At 65.3% G+C, this 17,977-nt stretch carries 18 protein-coding genes; 6 read left to right on the top strand and 12 right to left on the bottom strand.

Translation table 11 applies throughout. The annotated features are described in order from the left end of the window. The first annotated feature begins 49 nt into the window (after window positions 1-49). Window positions 50-1,363 (top strand): aspartate aminotransferase family protein, encoded by a 1,314-nt coding sequence (locus ACSQ9E_RS22390; RefSeq protein ID WP_436219211.1) that lies wholly within the window; start codon window positions 50-52, stop codon window positions 1,361-1,363. Window positions 1,364-1,405: 42 nt separating this feature from the next. Here the strand turns inward: ACSQ9E_RS22390 and ACSQ9E_RS22385 are convergent, their stop codons facing one another. Together ACSQ9E_RS22385 and ACSQ9E_RS22380 are read right to left on the bottom strand one after the other, a co-directional pair. Beyond that, a complete protein-coding gene (locus ACSQ9E_RS22385) occupies window positions 1,406-2,389 on the bottom strand; it encodes a tripartite tricarboxylate transporter substrate binding protein (protein WP_179683872.1) in 984 nt (327 codons plus the stop codon). Window positions 2,390-2,480: 91 nt separating this feature from the next. Further along, complete coding sequence (locus ACSQ9E_RS22380; protein WP_436219210.1) at window positions 2,481-3,542, bottom strand: CDP-6-deoxy-delta-3,4-glucoseen reductase; 1,062 nt, start codon at window positions 3,540-3,542, stop codon at window positions 2,481-2,483. Between the two features lie 43 nt (window positions 3,543-3,585). Between ACSQ9E_RS22380 and ACSQ9E_RS22375 the strand changes: the two genes are divergently transcribed. Next, the gene (locus tag ACSQ9E_RS22375; RefSeq protein WP_436219209.1) at window positions 3,586-4,533 is read left to right on the top strand and encodes an SDR family oxidoreductase; all 948 of its coding nucleotides are present in this window, start codon (window positions 3,586-3,588) and stop codon (window positions 4,531-4,533) included. 30 nt (window positions 4,534-4,563) lie between these two features. Here ACSQ9E_RS22375 and ACSQ9E_RS22370 read toward each other — a convergent pair whose 3' ends face one another. The 9 genes from ACSQ9E_RS22370 to ACSQ9E_RS22330 form a co-directional block, all read right to left on the bottom strand. Beyond that, window positions 4,564-5,463, bottom strand: coding sequence for a hypothetical protein (locus ACSQ9E_RS22370; protein ID WP_436219208.1), 900 nt, complete (start codon window positions 5,461-5,463; stop codon window positions 4,564-4,566). A gap of 179 nt (window positions 5,464-5,642) precedes the next feature. Beyond that, entirely contained in the window at window positions 5,643-6,356 is a 714-nt protein-coding gene (locus ACSQ9E_RS22365) for a DUF4124 domain-containing protein (protein WP_436219207.1), read from the bottom strand. A gap of 23 nt (window positions 6,357-6,379) precedes the next feature. Then, the gene (locus ACSQ9E_RS22360; RefSeq protein WP_436219206.1) at window positions 6,380-7,165 is read right to left on the bottom strand and encodes a hypothetical protein; all 786 of its coding nucleotides are present in this window, start codon (window positions 7,163-7,165) and stop codon (window positions 6,380-6,382) included. 30 nt (window positions 7,166-7,195) lie between these two features. Continuing rightward, window positions 7,196-7,717: a hypothetical protein gene (locus ACSQ9E_RS22355; protein WP_436219205.1), complete on the bottom strand. Its 522-nt coding sequence runs from the start codon at window positions 7,715-7,717 to the stop codon at window positions 7,196-7,198. 262 nt (window positions 7,718-7,979) lie between these two features. Then, complete coding sequence (locus ACSQ9E_RS22350) at window positions 7,980-8,939, bottom strand: chemotaxis protein (protein WP_057203486.1); 960 nt, start codon at window positions 8,937-8,939, stop codon at window positions 7,980-7,982. A gap of 192 nt (window positions 8,940-9,131) precedes the next feature. Beyond that, window positions 9,132-9,428 carry an antibiotic biosynthesis monooxygenase family protein gene (locus tag ACSQ9E_RS22345; RefSeq protein WP_436219204.1) on the bottom strand — a complete coding sequence of 99 codons (297 nt, stop codon included), beginning with the start codon at window positions 9,426-9,428 and terminating at the stop codon, window positions 9,132-9,134. Window positions 9,429-9,493: 65 nt separating this feature from the next. Then, a complete protein-coding gene (locus ACSQ9E_RS22340; protein WP_436219203.1) occupies window positions 9,494-10,354 on the bottom strand; it encodes a LysR family transcriptional regulator in 861 nt (286 codons plus the stop codon). A gap of 15 nt (window positions 10,355-10,369) precedes the next feature. Beyond that, a complete protein-coding gene (locus ACSQ9E_RS22335) occupies window positions 10,370-10,777 on the bottom strand; it encodes a hypothetical protein (protein WP_057203489.1) in 408 nt (135 codons plus the stop codon). Between the two features lie 116 nt (window positions 10,778-10,893). Further along, entirely contained in the window at window positions 10,894-11,796 is a 903-nt protein-coding gene (locus ACSQ9E_RS22330) for a LysR family transcriptional regulator (RefSeq protein WP_436219202.1), read from the bottom strand. A 108-nt stretch (window positions 11,797-11,904) separates the two neighbouring features. On the opposite strand from ACSQ9E_RS22330, the gene ACSQ9E_RS22325 reads away from it, so the two are divergent. After that, complete coding sequence (locus tag ACSQ9E_RS22325) at window positions 11,905-12,546, top strand: NAD(P)-dependent oxidoreductase (RefSeq protein ID WP_436219201.1); 642 nt, start codon at window positions 11,905-11,907, stop codon at window positions 12,544-12,546. A 1,247-nt stretch (window positions 12,547-13,793) separates the two neighbouring features. Continuing rightward, a complete protein-coding gene (locus ACSQ9E_RS22320) occupies window positions 13,794-14,165 on the top strand; it encodes a hypothetical protein (protein WP_235514680.1) in 372 nt (123 codons plus the stop codon). Window positions 14,166-14,768: 603 nt separating this feature from the next. Here the strand turns inward: ACSQ9E_RS22320 and ACSQ9E_RS22315 are convergent. Then, complete coding sequence (locus ACSQ9E_RS22315) at window positions 14,769-15,431, bottom strand: hypothetical protein (protein WP_436219200.1); 663 nt, start codon at window positions 15,429-15,431, stop codon at window positions 14,769-14,771. Between the two features lie 138 nt (window positions 15,432-15,569). On the opposite strand from ACSQ9E_RS22315, the gene ACSQ9E_RS22310 reads away from it, so the two are divergent. Further along, on the top strand, window positions 15,570-15,905 hold the full coding sequence (locus ACSQ9E_RS22310) for a hypothetical protein (RefSeq protein ID WP_157412585.1): 336 nt from the start codon (window positions 15,570-15,572) through the stop codon (window positions 15,903-15,905). 352 nt (window positions 15,906-16,257) lie between these two features. Beyond that, complete coding sequence (locus ACSQ9E_RS22305; RefSeq protein ID WP_057203493.1) at window positions 16,258-17,955, top strand: sensor domain-containing diguanylate cyclase; 1,698 nt, start codon at window positions 16,258-16,260, stop codon at window positions 17,953-17,955. Window positions 17,956-17,977 lie beyond the last annotated feature (22 nt).

Genomic DNA, 17,977 nt, shown 5'->3' with positions numbered 1-17,977 from the left:
GATCGCGATCCGACATTCATAATTTCTTGTACACCGTACAGGAGATCGCATGAACGCTACCGATTCCCCCGTGGACCACGCCCTGTTCCAGGCCGTGGAGAACTACCGCACACGCAACCCGCGCAGCGCTGCCCTGCTGGCCGACGCCGAAACGGCGCTGCCCGGTGGCAACACGCGCAGCGTGCTGTTCCATGGCCCCTTCCCGCTGAGCATGGCGCGCGGTGCGGGCTGCAGGGTGTGGGATGCCGATGGCCACGAATACATCGACGCGCTGGGCGAGTTCACGGCGGGGCTCTACGGCCACTCGCACCCGGTGGTGCTCGCCGCCATCGAAGAAGCACTGCGCGGCGGCATCAACCTCTCGTCCCACACGGCGCGCGAGGGCCTGCTGGCGCAGGAGATACAGCGGCGCTTTCCCTCCATGGAGCTGATGCGCTTTGCCAATTCGGGCACAGAGGCCAATCTGCTGGCCCTGGCCGCCGCCAAGGCCCACACGGGGCGCAGCAAGGTGGTCGTGTTCGACGGGGCGTACCACGGCGGCGTGCTCACCTTCGCGGGCGGGGGCTCGCCGATGAACGTGCCGCACGACTTTGTCCTGGCGCGCTACAACGATGCCGACAGCGTGCGCGCGCTGGTGGCCGCGCAGGGGGCGGACATCGCGGCCATCCTGGTCGAGCCGATGCTGGGGGCCGGCGGCTGCATTCCTGGCGAGCCGGCCTTCCTGCAGGCGCTGCGTGATCTGGCCGACGATTGCGGTGCTCTGCTGGTGTTCGACGAGGTCATGACCTCGCGCCTGTCTTTCGGTGGCCGGCAGGCGCTGCTGGCCATCCGGCCGGACCTCACCACGGCGGGCAAGTACCTGGGCGGGGGCATGTCGTTCGGGGTGTTTGGTGGGCGCCGCGACGTCATGGAGCGCTTCGACCCGCGCCGCCCTGACGCGCTGGCCCACGCCGGCACCTTCAACAACAACGTGCTCACCATGGCCGCCGGCCATGCGGGCCTCGCGCAGGTGCTGACCGCCCAGGTGGTGCAGGCGCTCAATGAGCGCGGCGAGCAGTTGCGCGCGCGCTTCAACGCGGTGCTGGAGCGCCATGGCGTGGACATGGCCTTCACAGGCACCGGATCGCTGATGACCCTGCACGCCACGGCCGCGCCGGTGCGCTCCCCCGCCGATCTGCAGGGCACCGACGGGCGCGCCAAGGACCTGGTGTTCTTCGGCCTGCTGGAAGAAGGCGTTTTCATGGCGCGGCGCGGGCTGATCGCGTTGTCCCTGCCCGTGGGCGATGCCGAATGCGATGCCATGGTGGCCGCGCTGGAGGCCGTGGTGGCAAGGCACCGCAACGTGCTGGCGGCCCGGGCATGAAAAAGCGCCCCGTGGGGCGCTGAAGAAGGGGCGGCGGGGCGGTCAGTCGACCTTTGCCCCAGAGGCCTTCACGACCTGCTGGTACTTGGCGCGCTCGCTGGCCATGAACGCCTCGAACTGCGCGGGCGTGGTGGGCACGGGCTCGGCCAGCAGCAGGCCGAAGCGCGTTTTGGTCTCGGGCGCATTCAGGGCTGCCACGAAGGCCTTGTTGAGCTTGTCGATCACCGGCTTGGGCGTGGCTGCAGGGGCCACCAGGCCCCACCAGGTATCGATGGAAAAGCCCTTGAAGGTGTCCGACAGCGGCGGTACGCCGGGCAGGTTGGGGCTGGCGGCCAGCGAGGTCACGGCCAGGGCCTTGAGCTTGCCGGCGCGGATGTTGGGGGCCGCAGCCGCCAGGTTGTCGATGTTGAAATCCACCTCGCCGGCCAGCAGAGCCAATTGCGCAGGGTTGGCGCCACGGTAGGGAATGTGCAGCGCGAAGATGCCCGCGCGCTGCTTGAACATCTCGCCCGCCAGGTGGCCGGCGCTGCCGTTGCCGCCGCTGCCGTAATTGAGCTTGGCAGGGTTGGCCTTGGCATAGGCGACCAGGTCCGCCAGGTTGTGGATCTTAAGCTGCTCGGCCTTGGCGGCGTTGATCACCAGCACGTTGGGCACGCGCACCATCTGCGTGATGGCGGCAAAATCCTTGGCCGCATCGTAGGGCATGCGGCTGTACAGCCAGGGGTTCACGGCGTGCGTGGCCGTGGCCGAGATGCCGATGGTCAGGCCGTCCGGCGCCGCCTTGGCGATCGCGTCGGCACCGATGTTGCCGCCCGCGCCGCCCTTGTTGTCAATGATCACCGTGCCCAGGGAATCGCGCACCCGCTCGGCCAGCGCGCGCGCCGTCACGTCGATGGGGCCGCCCGGTGCGTAGGGCACGATCAGGCGGATCGGCTGGCCCGAGTCCTGGGCCATCGCGGCGTGTGGAAGGGCAGCGGCCACGACGGCGGCGCTGGCGAGAAGGGTGGTGAGGTTTCTGCGGTTCATGGTGCCATTGTGCAAAAAATGGAGCGGCCACTACAAAAAAAGGGGCCAGCCATCGTGAAATACCCCCATCGCCCGGGGTGTTGTCACCACCTCAACCGTGCTTGTCGGCCTCGGAGGTGAAGGCGTCCGCAAAGAACTCTTCGGGCGGCAGGCCACGGTGGGCACTGTAGGCGTCGCGTGCCGACTCGACCACGATGGGCGCGCCGCAGGCATACACCTGGTGGCCCGAGAGGTCGGCAAAATCGTCCATCACTGCCTGGTGCACGAAGCCTGTGCGGCCGCTCCAGCCGTCTTCGGGCTGGGCGTCGGAGACCACGGGCACGTAGCGCAGGTTGGGCATCTCGGCCATGCGCTCCAGCACCCAGTCGGCCATGTACAGGTCCCCTGGGCGGCGCCCGCCCCAGTAGAGCACGGCAGGGCGTGAGCTGCCCTTGAACTGCAGGTGCTCGATCAGCGCCTTGGTGGGCGCAAAGCCCGTGCCCGAGGCCAGCAGCACGATGGGCTTGTCCGAGTCCTCGCGCAGGAAGAAGCTGCCGAATGGCCCTTCCACGCGCAGGATCTCCTTTTCCTTCATGGCGCCGAACACATGGTCGGTGAAGCGCCCGCCCGCCATGTGGCGGATGTGCAGTTCCACCCCCGGTGCGTCGCCCTGGGTGTGGGGGGCATTGGCCATGGAGTAGGCCCGGCGCGCGCCGTCGCGCAGAATGAATTCGATGTACTGCCCTGCGTGGTACCGGAAGGTGTCGGCCGCAGGCAGCTGCAGTCGCAGCTGCATCACGTCGTGCGACTTCTTGGTGAGGGTGGACACGCGCACCGGCATCTTCTTGACCGGGTAGGCGCTCTCGTCCGTGACCTGGCGCGATTCGAGCACCACGTCGGACAGGGGCGTGGCGCAGCAGGTCAGCACGAAGCCGGCGGCCTCCTCGTCGGCCGTGAGCGCCTTGGACTGGTGGTTGGCGTGGAACACCGCGCCGCTGAGCTTCTTGCACTTGCAGGAGCCGCAGGCACCGTCCTTGCAACCATAGGGCAGGCCCACGCCGCTGCGGATGGCGGCGGACAGGATGGATTCATCGCCCTGTGCGGCAAAGGCGCGGCCGCTGGGCTGCACGGAAATCTGGAAACTGGACGCGGGGGCCGCCTCGGCGCTGTTCATGTTGTGGGTATCCTTGGAACTTGTCTTCTTCGCGGACCCGATTTTGCCCTCAAACCAAAGCCCCCTTGGCGCCCTGCCGGCGCGCTTTCGCCGTGAGCGCCTGTTGATCGTCGGCTGTGGCGACGTGGGCCAGCGCGTGGTGCGCCAGCTGCAGGCGCCTGGTGCCGCTGCCCCGCGCCTGCGCGTGCTGGCGCTCACCTCCAGCCCTGACCGCGTGGCGGACCTGCGTGCACAGGGCATCACCCCGCTTTTGGGCAACCTGGACAATGCGGCCACCCTGCGGCGCCTGTCGGGTGTGGCGACCCGGGTGATGCAACTGGCGCCGCCTCCGGGTGACGGCGCTGGCAGCGGTAGCTGGTGGCGCGACCCGCGCACCGTGGCGCTTGCACGGGTGCTGCGGCTGCGCAGCCTGCCTGTGTCGCTGGTATACGCCTCCACCAGCGGGGTGTATGGCGACTGCCAGGGCGTGCTGGTGCCAGAGACCCGGGCCCTGGCCCCTGCCACGCCGCGCGCGCAGCGCCGCGTGGATGCCGAGCGCGCCGTGCGCCACCTGGGCCGTGCGGGCGTGCGCGCCAGCATATTGCGCATCCCCGGCATCTACGCCCCCGACCGCGCAGGCGGCACGCCCGAGGCGCGGCTGCGCAAGGGCACACCGGTACTGGTAGCCGAGGACGATGTCTACACCAACCATATCCATGCCGACGACCTGGCCCGCGCCTGCCTGCGCGCGCTGTGGAAGGGGCGCCCGCAGCGCATCTACAACGTCAGCGACGAAAGCCACCTGAAGATGGGCGACTACTTCGACCTGGCGGCCGACCTCTATGGCCTGCCACGCCCGCCGCGCCTGCCGCGGAGCACGGCGCAGACCGAGCTGCCCGTGGTGCTGCTGAGCTTCATGAGCGAGTCGCGCCGGCTGGACAACCGGCGCATGCTGCAGGAGCTGGGCCTGCGGCTGCGCTACCCCAGCGTGGCCGAGGGCTTGCGGTCCTGAGCTTTACCAGACACGGCCACGACCTTTCACTCAGGGCCTTTCGGCACTGTTCGACTGCTGGCGTGCGCGCCAGTCCTTGGGGTCAGGCGCATAGCTTCCAGGGGCCATCTGCGCTGGGCGTGTCTCACGGTTGCGGCGTTCCTCCTCCGCGCGGCGGTCACGCTCGGCCTGCTCGCGGCGAGCCTGGTCGCGGCCGGCCTGGTCACGCCGCTCTTGGTCCCTGCGGGATTGCTCGCGGTCCCGGTCGCGCTCTCGTTCCCGTTCTCTGTCCCGTTCACGCTCGCGTTCCTGCTCGCGCTGCTGGTGGTAGCGGCGGTCGCGTTCGATCTGGTCGCGCAGCGCGGCTTCGCGGTACTCCTGTTCCAGGCGGTCCTGTTCGCGCTGTCGCTCGCGTTCCCTGCGGTCGCGCTCCATCTCGCGCGCCATGGCCTCCAGGCGCAGTTCATTGTCGCGCCGCGCCTCTTCCTCGATGCGGCGCATGCGCTCCAGGTCCTGCGCAGAGGTGGGGCGTGCGATCGCGGGCGGCGTGCTACCGGGGTGGGGCCGGACGGTCGCGGGCGGTGGGGCCGCTGTCGAGGTCTTCGCCGCCTTCGGAGCGCTGCCCGCCGCAGCGGATCCGGGTGGAATGGGCGAGGGGTAGCTGGCCAGGTCGACATGCTGCAGACCTGGCAGGCCCGATGGGCGGTGCGCACCCACGGAGGCCGTGGTGGGAGGCAGGGGCGCCGCCACCGTCGAATCCTGTACGGGTGCGGCGGCAGGGCTGGGTAGAGTCGCCGGGGGTGGCGGCGGCTGTACGGGAGAGGGATGGCTGGCCAGACGGGCTCGCTGCAGGGCAAGGGGATGTGCCGGGTAGGTGCCGCGCGGGGCGCAGGCGGCCAACGCCGCAGCGATCAGGGACAGGCATGCCAGGCGCACAGGCAAAGGGGTCATGGAGCTCCTTGGACAATCGCCAAACTGCGGCGGTGTCCGCTCTAGACGCGCGATGGGACCGGGCGGTTGACGCCAGCGCCTGCGGTATTTGGGTGAGTGCCAGGGCCGCGCGCAGTGCCGTGCGGCGGACGTGCCTGGGAGGAGGTGGAACAGCGCAGGGCTGGGCTGCCCCGCAGGCCTCAGCAGGGCGCCTGTCCGCCGTTGGATCTGCAGACCCCGCCGGGTCCCGGGAAGCGCCCCGGGCCGTTGCGCGGATAGGTATTGCCCTGATTGTCCGTGCAGCGGTAGTCCGAGCACTGCGTAAGGCGCGGAGGCGGCTTTTGCGGCACCGTGGGGAACGGCGCGGGGTAGCCGATGCCGTAGCGCGGCGGTACCACCACCACGCGCGGTTGTGCGGCGCGGGCGCGCTCTATCTCGGCATAGCCTTGCGGGCCCAGGCAATCGAGGTCCATCTGCCGCTGGGCGGCTTCCAGGCGCTGCCCGTGTTCCTGCGTGGAGCGCGGGCCTTCGCCGGCCAGCAGGTCGTAGTTGCGGCGCGAGCGCGCGCACTCGGGAGAGCGCGCGTAGTCCTGGGGTAGCGGGGCATTGGCGGCGCGTGCGCGCTGGAGGTCTGCAGCGCGCTGTGCGTCGGCCTGCGCGGCCTCATTCTCGGCCTGTAGCCGTTGCTGCTTGCGGTCCAGCGCTTCGGCAGAAAGTTGCCGGTCCAGCAGGATCTCTTCGGGCGTGCGGCGGGGCTCCACCTCGCGGGCCGCCTCGCCGCCGCTGCAGGCCCCGTCGGTGTACGTCACCTTGCCGGTGCGCGCATCGGTACAGCGGGTGACCTGGGCCTGCGCACCCAGGCAAAGGCCTGCCAGGAACAGGCCGTAGAGGGCGGGTCGGAGGATGCAGGCCATGGTGCTTCGCAAGCTGCGGCCCCTCAGGGGGTGGAACGCAGGCTGGCGCCGCGCCAGCCGGTCAATGTCGGGCTGAGGCCGGACTGGACCGGTTGGCTCTCGTTGCGCCTGCGGTCCGCGGCGGTACGGTTGTCGCGCTCGACCTGGTCGCGCTCGTGCTCGCGCTGGGCCTGCTCCCGGCCGCGCTCGCGCTGCCGTTCCTTGTCCCGTTCTCGTTCCTGGTGGTAGCGGTGGTCGCGCTCCATCTGGTCGCGCAGGTCGGTCTCTCGGCGCAGTGCCGCCTCCCGGTACTCTTTGTCGCGCCGGTCCTGCTCACGCTGGCGCTCGCGTTCGGCATAGGCCTCCGGGCCCATGCAATCCATGTCCATGCGCCGCTGGGCGGCCTCCTTGAGTGGGCCATATTCCCGCGTGGAACGATGGTCCTGCTGGATGCGCAGCAGGTCGTAGGCACTCCGGGAGCCCGCGCACCCGGGCGACCTGGCATAGTCATACCGCCGCGGGGCATAGTCGGCGAATGCGCGCTGGAGGTCGACCGCGCGCTGAGCATCGGATCGCGCGGCGGCATTGTCCGCCTGCAGCCGCGGCCGACTGTGCTCCGGCGCTTCGGCGTAAAGCTGCTGGTACCGCAGTACCTCTTCAGGCGAGGGGCGTATCTTGACCTCGTGTGCGGCCTCGCCGCTGTTGCACACTCCGTCGGTGTAGGCGACCTTGCCGGTGCGTGCATCGGTACAGCGCTTCGCCTGGGCCTGCACGCCCAGGCACAGCCAAGCCGCGCAAAGGCCGACGACAAGGTGGCGAGCCCGGATCATGTGGCGTCTTGCTGAGCCGCTAACCGTTGCTCAGGGCTGTTCCTTGCTGTTCGATTGCTGACGTGCGCGCCAGTCATTCGGCGCTGGCGTGTAACTTCCGGGGGCCATCTGCCCTGGGCGTGCCTCGCGATTGCGGCGTTCCTCCGCAGCACGCCGGTCGCGTTCGGCCTGCTCGCGGCGAGCCTGTTCCTGATTGGCCTGGTTGCGGCGATCCTGGTCCCGGCGGGCGTTGTCACGGTCGCGATCACGGTCCCGGTCGCGGCGTTCACGGTCGGCCTGCTCGCGCCATTGCTGCTGCGCGCGTTCACGTTCCCGCTCGCGTGCCCAATCGCGCTCGTCGCGCCGGTTGCCGTAGTACGCCGGTGGCGGCGTCACGTACACGGGCTGCGGCGAATGGTAGACCGGCGGCGAGTCGTAGATGATCGTCGACGAGCTCGGCGGGTAGTAGGCAGGGCCTGGCGCGTAGTACGGGTCGCCCGGTACCGTGGCACAGCCAGTCAGCACGGCGCCCAGGACCGTGGCGGAGAGAACGCGGGCGATGGTATTTGTCATATGGATTCAGACTCCCGGCGCACAAGGCGCGTTCCGCGTTGCAGGTAAAGCCCACGAAAACAACACCAATCAGGTGTTACATCGCACAGGCAGATTGCAACTTGACGTTTGAGCCCTGTATTTGGTTGACCGGCATCCAGTTTGCCGCAGACGGGCGCGCGGCGATAGCCCTCCCGGGTAGGCCAAAGGCTACTTGCCTGGTAGGTGGCGTGAAATCGTTCACGCAAAAGAAGGGGCAGCGGCCTCGGCCGCCGCTGGGGGCTTATTTCGGCAGCACGCGGCGAATGGTCTCTGCCAGGTCTTCCGCCACGAACTTGGCCACGTAGCCGTCGGCACCCACGCTGCGCACGTGGTCTTCGTTGGCCGAGCCCGACAGCGAGGAGTGGATGACCACCGGCAGGCCGTGGAAGCGCGCATCCTGCTTGATGTTGCGGGTCAGCGTGAAGCCGTCCATCTCGGGCATTTCCAGATCGGTCAGCACCATGGCCACGCGGTCCAGCACCGTCTTGCCTTCGGCCTCGGCGCTCTTGGCGATCGCGTTCAGGCGGTCCCAGGCTTCCTTGCCGGACTTCACCATCTCGTAGGGTGCGTGCAGCACCTTGAGCTCCTGCTCGATGAGCGAACGCGCCACGAAGGAGTCGTCCGCCGCCAGGATGATGCTGCCAGGCTTGAGCTTGAGCTTTGCGCCCACCTTCTCTTCGGTGACCTCGTGGCCGTCCGACGGGGACACCATCTGCAGGATGGCTTCCACGTCCAGCACCTGGGCCAGGCGCGATTCGTCGGTGTTGCCGTCCAGCCGGGCAATGCTGGTCACCAGCTTGCCGGCAGCGCCGCTGGTTTCGGCCGAAAGCACCTGCTTCCAGTCCAGGCGCACGATGTCTTCCACCGACTCCACGGCGAAGGCCTGGGTGGTGCGGGCGTATTCCGTCACCAGCATGATGTTCAGGCCCGTCTGGGGCTTGCAGCCCACAATGGAGGGCAGGTCCAGCACGGGGATCACCTGGCCGCGCAGGTTGACCACGCCCAGCGAGTGGGCCGTGGTGCCCGCGATGGGGGTGATGCTGGGCATGGCCACGATCTCGCGGATCTTGAACACGTTGATGCCGAAGAGCTCGGACTTGCCCAGGGCACTGTCGGTGCCCAGGCGAAACAGCAGCAGCTCGAATTTGTTCGTGCTGGTGAGGTTGGTCCGCTCGTCGATGTCCTGCTGCACTGCTTTCATGGGGATGTCCTTTGCGCGGATACGCGCGTTTACAAATTCTAGGATCAGAACGGTGTGCGCAGCACGTTAAATTGTCAGGTCGTACCCGAATGGGGTCTGCCCGCCCCCAAGCGTCGCGGCGCCGAGACATCTGCCCATGCACGCCCCATGCCAGCCCCCGCCCGGCGTGGCGCAGAGGCTCCTCGCATTGTGCTACAGGCCTGCCACCGGGCTGTAGTGCAGCACGGTGGGGAAAGGGTCATAGAAGTGGTGCAGCAAGGCTTTCCACTCCTGGTACTGCGCGGATTGGCGAAAACCCACCTCATGGTCCTCCAGCGTGGCCCAGCGCACCAGCAGCACATAGTCATCCCGGCGCTCGATGCAGCGCTGCAATTCGTGCGATTGGTAGCCGGGCATCGAGGCAATGATGCGCTGTGCCTGGGCAAAGGCCTGCTCGAAGGCGCCGGTCTGGCCGGGGCGGATGGTCAATTGGGCAATTTCCAGGATCATCGGGGGGCCTGTTGGTGTGGATGCAGCCCCGGTTGTACCGCAACGGGCACCGGTGCCAGGGCTTTCTACGCCACGCTCGACAATGGGGCCGGTGCGACCGCCCCTGCGGCCAGAACACCGAGCAGGGCCAGCATGGGCGCGTCGGACGCATCGCAGGCCAGGCCCATGTGCCGGTCGAAGGCCAGTGCCCCGTCCAGCGGCCGTACCACCGCGTGGCGCGCATGGGCAGCGTGCGATTGCGGTACCACCGCCAGGCCGATGCCGGCGTCCACCATGTGCAGCAGCAGTTCTTCGCGCTCTGCGCTGGCGCGCACCGCGAGCGCAATGCCACGCTCGGCCAGCAGGCGGATGAACGACTGGTGCAGCGGGCAGTGGGGCCATTCGATCAGCGGCAGGCCCTTGAGGTCTGCGACGCCAAAGCGTTTCTTGAAGCGCAGCGGGTGCTGCGCGGGCACCAGCATCACATAGGGCTCGCGCCACAGCGGGAAAAAGGTATCCCCGGGCGCCTTGCAATGCTCGGCCACCAGGCGCAGCCGGGATTCCTCGGCGCTGGCGGTCAGGCGGACCAGGGCGTGAGGCAGGTGCTGCTCCAGTTGCGCCAGCAGCGGCGCAGCCGGGCCCACGAGCAGGGTGTCCTGCAGGAACACGCGCAGGGTCTCGCGCGGCGCCTCGCGGAAGTCGCGCACCATGGCGCTCGCTTCTGCCAGCAGGCTGCAGGCGCGCGGGTACAGGCGGTGTCCTTCGGAGGTGGGTGCCAGGCCGCTGCGGCTGCGCTCGAACAGCACGGCATCGAGCGCATCTTCCAGCCCCTTGATCGCCATGCTGATGGACGGCTGCGCCACAAAGCAGCGCCGCGCGGCCGCCGTCACCGAGCGTTCCTCGTAGGCGGCCACGAAGTAGCCGAGCGCGCGCAGGTCAAACAGCATGCTTCAAAGGCGGTTTCAGACCGGGGTGATGGTGGTGACGGTTTCTCGGAAATAGTCCACCTGGCCCGCCACCGAGTGGCTCACGATCCAGGTCAGGCTTTCCACCTCCCGCTGTTGTACCGCATAAAAGAAGCGCTGGTGGAACTGCGTGAGCACCCACTCGTTGCCCAGCGGCTGGCTGTGGGTGTGCAGGATCTGCGTGCCCCGGGGGAACACCTCCACCGCCAGGCGCTGCAGCATGGCGATCAGGCCCTGCTTGTCGCTGGCCACCTGCCAACGGGTGTCCGCGCCATCGCGGTAGTGGTCGATGCGCAGGTCCACGTCGTCGGCCACATGGCCCAGCAGCGTGGGCACGTCGCCGTTGGCAAAGGCGGCGATCACCTGGTCGATGGGGTAGGTGGGGGTGGCGGGGTTCGTCGTCATGGCAAGGCTCCTGGGGGAAAGAAAGAAGCCGCGACTGTAGGCAGGCCACTGCGCCGGCACAACGATGGAATTTATGGTCCGCACCGATAAAAAATCGATGGATCCCCAGGCCTCATTCATTCCAACATGCCAGGCACCTGGCGCAGGTAGGCGTGCAGCGCCGCGATCGCCTGGCGCACCTTGGCGGGCTGGGCATCGCGCTGGGGCGTCACGGCCCACACGTCGAGCGTGCCCAGGTCCCACTGCGGCAGCAGGCGCACCAGGCGCCCGGTCCGCAGGGCGTCGTGCACATCGCTGCTGCCCAGCATGGCCACGCCCAGGCCGGCCTCGCACATCTGCTGCAACGAGAGCTGGTTGTTGCTGGCGATGCGCGGCTCCATGCGCAGCGCGCGCGCCTCGCCCAGGGTGTTGCGCAGTTCGGCGAACATGGCTTCGCCGTCGCGCACCAGCCCGAGCCAGCTGTGCGATAGCAGCGCATCGGGGTGCGCAGGCATGCCGTGCCGCGCCACCCAGTCGGCCGAGGCGCACAGGTAGACATTCATCGCGCACAGGCGCCTTGCCGCCCAGGTGGAGTCCTGCAGCCGGCCAAAGCGCACGGCCAGGTCGATGCGCGCGTTGATGAGGTCAATGGGCGAGTCGTCCACCAGCAGCCGCAGCCTGAGGGCCGGGTTGGCCGCCAGCATCTCGCCCAGTGCCGGTGCGATGTGGCGCGCAAAGCCCACCGTGGCCGACAGGCGCAGCTCGCCACTGGGTGCATCGCGCGAGGCGGCCAGCTCGGCGCGCGCCTGGTCGGCCGCCGCGCACATGGCCGCACAGCGCGCGTGGTAGCGCTGGCCCGCCTCGGTCAACGCCAGCTGGCGGGTGGAGCGGTGCAGCAGCGTGACGCCGCCATCGCTCTCGAGCTTGCGCACCTGCTGGCTCACGGCCGAGGTGCTCATGCCCAGGGCACGTGCGGCTCCGCTCATTGAGCCGTGCTGCACCACGGCGGCGAACACTGCCATGCGTTTCAGATCGTCCATAGGGCTTTTGTGAAGCTGTACTTCAAGGTGAAGGCGATTTTTGCCCTCTACCGGCTTGTTTGACAAGCCCCTATTCTCACTGCATCGACTTCAACCCAAGGAAATGACATGAACATCGCATTGATTGGCGCCACCGGCTTCGTCGGCTCGGCCGTGCTCGAAGAACTGCTGCGCCGCCAGCACAAGGTGACCGCCCTGGCCCGCAACCCCGGCAAACTGGCTGCGCGCGACGGCCTCACCGTGGTGCATGCCGATGCCCAGGACGCCACCCAGGTCGCCAAGGCCGTGGCCGGCCAGGACGCCGTGGTCAACGCCTACAACCCCGGCTGGACCGTGCCCGACATCCACGACCAGTTCCTCGTCGGCACGCGCGCCATCTATGCAGGCGTCAAGCAGGCCGGCGTCAAGCGCCTGCTCGTGGTGGGCGGCGCGGGCAGCCTGTTCGTGGCACCCGGCGTGCAGCTGGTGGATACGCCCAACTTTCCGGCCGAGTACAAGGCAGGCGCCCTGGCCGCGCGCGAGGCGCTGAATCTGATCCGCCATGAAACCACGCTGGACTGGACCTTCCTGTCGCCCCCCATCCTGCTGGCTCCCGGTGAACGCACCGGCCAATACCGCCTGGGTACCGATGCGCCGCTGATGAACGGCGAAGCCCCCCGCGGCATCAGCGTGGCCGACATGGCCGTGGCCATCGTGGACGAACTGGAGAACCCGCGCCACGTGAAGCAGCGTTTCACCGTGGCCAGTTGATCCCCGCGAGGTATTCCTGCCAAATAAAGTCGTAAACCCACAAATAAAGTCGTAAACCATCGTTGAGCACTGGCGCGGCTCTTAGCGGGGGAGGGGCTATTTGCGAATGTCGTAAACCCTTCCCAGCCCGGACGGTAGTGGAAAGGTCATACGTACCAATCCAGGCAGTGTGCCAACGGCATCAGATGTTTGCGCCAGATTGATGCTGCGCGGCAAGCTTATTGATAAAGTCTGCGATCTTGCTAATAGCGTTACGGTGGTGTGGTCGGGTGCCGTAACCGAACCAACTGACTACAGCAAATAAAGTCCGTTGGATGAAAAGAAGGTCCGTCGGGCATTTACTGCATTGTGGAAATCAGCGGGGCTCCTGCCGCCCCATGGCATGAGGTCGACTGTCCAAACGGCTTGAGCGGAGCTATTGCACTGAAGGCAGCAAGCTGGAGCCTTCATAGGGCCAAGCGCCAGTGGCTATTGCGGCCCAGATGGCGTCACTCACATCCTCCGAAACCTGAACCAGGCCTCGGGCTGCGTTTAGCACCATGAGCGACCTCAGCAGTTGGTCTTCCTCAGGTGGATTACACAGGTGGTAGCTCCGTCCTGACTCCGTTTTGACTATTGCCCTGGGCAGGTCTATGGCTTGCAGCAAGGAGGTGACACGTAGTGGCCCGGAATCAAGTTGGGCGGCAATGTGTAGGGTTCCATTGCCCCGCCGCAGGATACGCCAGTGGTGCAGTTCGACCTCGGGTTGCGAAAGGACATCCGGCGCCGGACGCTCGTTGACAAGGTGAAGCTCCATGATGAACCTCGTTGTTCGTCCAGAGACAAGCAGGATAGCAAAGTTATGGCCTGCACCAAGGTGTCCCTCAAAAGCCTTGATTCGGCCGCGTTGGCCGCACTTCAACAGGTAGGACCTGCAGCCCTCGCCCTGTCTTGCCTAGGAATTAAGCACTCCATCAAGACCCGCGCCGGTGCAGGCTCTGCAGGACATACCACGGAGATATCCACAGCTTCATCCACGGCTTGAGTGGACATTCTTCTGTGGGAAGGCTGTTTGGCCGTCCATCCCCTGAAAATGTCAGCATCGGAGCTTGAACTGCAGCGCATCGAGGCGCACTGGCCACTGCTTTTGCTGAAGATGGGGCAGGGCCTGGACCAAAGCAATGCACGAACACCGTGGCCTTGATTCTGTACTGCCCTTGAAGCCCCGGCTCCTTGGAGGTATGTTGCTCCCATTGCAAGGAGCGACCATGTCAATCGACCGTTCCACTTATAGCGGAATCCCTGCCGACTTCCCGATAGTCGCGATCCCTTCTGCTCTCTCTGGCGCGCATCCAAAGATGAGCTTGACCGAAGAGGATGGAAAGTTTTACGCCCCAGGTACCTCACCCTCCGAGGTCGCTACCGCCTTCGAGGTCTGTGAGGACTTGGTCGTGCAGATGGTGCCCTACTGCGAGCGCAAACTGACTGCGTTTCAGGGTGATCAGGAGGCTACGCTGAGAGCTGTTTATCGGAGCCTGCTCAGCAAGAAGTGGTGCACAGATTTGCAGTCCGAATGGATTGTGCGCAAGACCGCCGAGCGTCTCGGTTGGCATCTGTCCCCGTCGACCCTCGCTGCATGAGGGTTACCGCAAAGCCATTCCTTACCTGACCCGAGTACCTCGCCTGGTAACACGGTCAAAAGTGAACACATGCTCTTGAGGCGCCTCAACGCAGCAGCCGAACAGCCTGCGTCTCTTATGACCTTGACCGTATCGGAGTTCCACCGCTGCAGCGCACACTGGACAGTTGGCCGTGTAGCGGACCAAGCCAATGACTCTTCCCTGATCAACCCTGAAGCTCTCCAGCTGAGCGGGCTCCTCTGTCAATCTGACCAGGCCATCGGGTGCAGGAATGATGCGATCTTCAAGCAGCCACCAGGTGGTCCGAATCTGATCCAGCATGAACCAGCCGATTCCGAACGCAAAAATCGCAAACGCAAGATCTGCGGTTCGAAGCGGCCGATCCATCAATAGATGGAGCCCACCTGTCGCCACAAGCAAAAGCAGCAATGTTCCTGGCACAAGGACGGTGCAGCCAAACAGCAGACCTCGAGCCGACTTGACCTTGAACGAACCTTTGCCCAGCAGCAGATGGGCCAGGTACGAGGACTTGACAGTGCCTGCATGCGAGTAGATGCGTACACCGCCATAGCTGAGCCCTCAAACCAACATTTCGCTATCAGGTCACCGACATGCGGCACCAGTAGCGCATGGTGATGGGCTCGCTAAGTCGCTACATGTAGCGGAGCGTTTGCGCAGGCAAGTCAGTCCGCCACTCGCAGCCACCTGAACCTGCGTTCCCAGCTTCAGGTAAAGCACCCCGTCCGCGCCCATGCGCCAGGGCTCCCTCTGGCCTGCCGCGCCAGTAGGCAGTGCCAACTGCGGCACCAGTCGCCATGCCTGCCCGCCCAGAGTGAGCGTGAACGCCCCGTCGCTGCTGCCTGGCTGCACGGCCAGCGTCGAACCAGGCATCGCCGCGCTGAAAATGCCCTGTGCCTGAGCGGTGCTAAGCAGCGCAGGCAGCAGAAGTTGCTTGGGCCCACTGCCTGCCTGGAACACGATGCGGCCCTGTTCGTCTACCCCGATGCGGTGCGTGCCTGCGCCTGCCCCTGTGCCGACACCCGCGCCCGTCCAGTCGGGCTTGAGCACATAGGTGGTGCCGCCAAAGCCCAGTTGCAGTACACCCTCGGCACCCGGCTTCAGCGTGGCACCCGGCAGTGCTGTGGTCACAGCGCTGGCCAGACCCGCCAAGTCGGCCACCGCAGGCGCAAATTGCACCACCACGCCGCCACGCACCAGCGAAGCAAGCCCAGGGGCGTGAAGGTCAGGCCATCGGGCTGCGTTCATCCACGGTGAGGGGTAGCATGGGCCCCGGCCAAACACAGACCTGCACTTGCGCGTCAACTCCAAGACGGTGCGGTGCGCATCGACAACAGACTCCTGTAGCGTCAGCTCAAGCCCTTGGCAATGGGGCGCGAGGCTTGGATGTTCGCAGTCATTGAACTGGCCGGACAACGCGCGGCTGTGATGATGAGCTTGGTGCAGTCGGCCCGCGTGTGTCGCCGCGAGCGCTGTATCTATCTGCGCGATGTTCTCAAATGTTTCGGGCGCAGCTCAACAGCCGCATCGAGGACCTACAGCCGCATCCTTGGCAGCCCACTTAACACCGTAGCTTGGCTGCCACAAGATAAGGCGACTGGACGCTGCCAGTTCACGAGCGCCCAAACGCTACAGAAGATTTCGTTATTGGAATTGCTTGCCACTGAAAGCGCATACCCAGGTTCTGGCGTGATCCAGCGCCTCCTCTTCGGTGTCGAATGATTCAGCAGGGGAGACGAACTCCGTCTTGCCATCTGGCAGTTCTACGGAAGCGACTGACCATTTCGTTTGTCGCACAAGAAGCACCCAACAACTGTTGTACGCATCGCATCGAAGCCTGTGCTCAGTAGTGATGATTCTCATGCAATCGAAAATATCAGAAAGGGCGCGCCCTCGCTTGAACTGCTTCCAGATCGATATGATTTTCATTGTCATTTAATTCTTGACAATATTCCTAGAATTGGCCAATCCGTAGTGCTAGGATCTTACGTCTGATTCTCGGTAGTCTCTGCAGAAACAGCCTTTGGAAGGTCCATGTGCCAGAGGATGTTTTGGCCGCTTCAGTGAGGTCAGCATGACAAAACTCGCGCTATTTCGCCAACTAGGCCTGCGGACCCAACTCTCTTTGGTCTTCGCTGCTCTTGTCGTTGTCCTGACATTGGTTCTCTCGGCAGGGTTGGGCGGGATGCTTCGCTCTAGCGTGCAAAAGGACGCGAGCCAGGTGCTCCATACCGTGGCTGAAAATGCAAGTCGACAGCTGTCACAAGGCCTTTTTGAGCGTAGTCGCGTGGTACAGGTGCTTTCCAAAGCGAGAGGCATCTGGGAGAAGGGCCTTGACTCGCCAGAGGTACGCGAGCTTCTTGCCCGCAATCAGGCAATTGACCCCTACAGTTTGTGGATCGGAGTCGCTGACGCTGAAGGGCACGTGAAGGCCGCAACCCAGGGTTTGCTGGAAGGCAATAGCGTTCGAGAGCGTCCATGGTTCATCGCTGGCCTTGCTGACCTTCACGTTGGCGACGTGCACCCTGCAAAGCTGTTGGAGAAGCTTTTGCCGCCCAATGCGTCCGGCGAGCCTCATCGCTTCGTCGATTTTGCCGCTCCGATCGAACTGGGCGGCACGACCGTGGGGGTGCTCGGGATGCACGGCAGTTGGGAATGGACGAGAGATGTGTTGGAAAGTCTTGCGCCCACGGTCACCCAAGCTTCGTCGATTGAATTGTTCGTTTTCGACCGCTCAGGTGCGCTGATCTACTCACCTCCGGCGTACAGAAGTGAACTGGAACGTGGAAAGCAACGACTGCCTGTACCGCCGTCTTTCACAGATGGCTTGAAGAAGCCAGCAGCGGTGTCATCGTGGGTCGATGGGAAGAGCTACCTTACCTCGTCGGTACCTTTGCAGCCGCGAAACCAAGCGAGTGATCTTGGATGGAATATTGTTGCCAGGCAACCTGTGGACATAGCCTTTGCAGATGCCAATAGGGCCGTCAATGCCACGCTTTTTTTCGGCGCGTTCGCGGCGTTGGCTGCAATTCTGCTGGCATGGTTTGCTGCACGACGCCTTAGCGAAGACATCAAAACTCTGTGTGAAGCAGCGAGCGAGGTGGAAGCCGGAAAGCTTGGCGCGATGATCCCGCTTGTCGACCGAAATCGCGATGTGAAGCAGCTGTCATTTGCTTTGCGAGGGATGACAGCGCGACTGCTCACGGCCAACACAGAAATGGAAAAGCAGGTCCTCGTTCGGACTGCTGAGCTGGAAGCGGCGAACCGGGCGTTGGACCTCCAGGCGCGTACGGATGCGCTGACAGGCTTGTTGAATAGACGCGGGTTTACTACGCAGATCGAGTTTGCAGTGGCCCTGGCGATCCGAAGTGGACGGCCGTTGAGCCTCGTATCGGTGGACGTGGACTATTTCAAAAAAGTGAACGACACGTTTGGTCATGACGCGGGCGACGAAGTGCTGCGACGATTGGCTCAGGTACTCGAGCAGCGCGTAAGGGCCTGCGACATCATTGGCCGGCTAGGTGGTGAGGAATTCGCGGTTATCTTGCCTGACACTGACAGCCTTGGCGCACGCACTCTCGCCCAAGCGATCGTTGACAGTGTCGCGGCACAACAGATGCCACTCGTTGGGCGAATAACCGTAAGTGCTGGAGTGGCGAGCTTTCGCGCGCCGCAGGATTCCTCCAGGGCGCTTCTGCGCAGAAGCGACGCCGCGCTTTATGATGCCAAGGCTCAAGGCCGCAATCAGGTGTGCGTCGAGGACGTAGCGTGATTGGCGCATAACTCAGCTGCGA

This window comes from Acidovorax sp. LjRoot118 (genome assembly GCF_964253575.1).
GTDB lineage: Bacteria > Pseudomonadota > Gammaproteobacteria > Burkholderiales > Burkholderiaceae_C > Acidovorax.
This window is presented reverse-complemented; position numbering and strand designations above follow the sequence as displayed.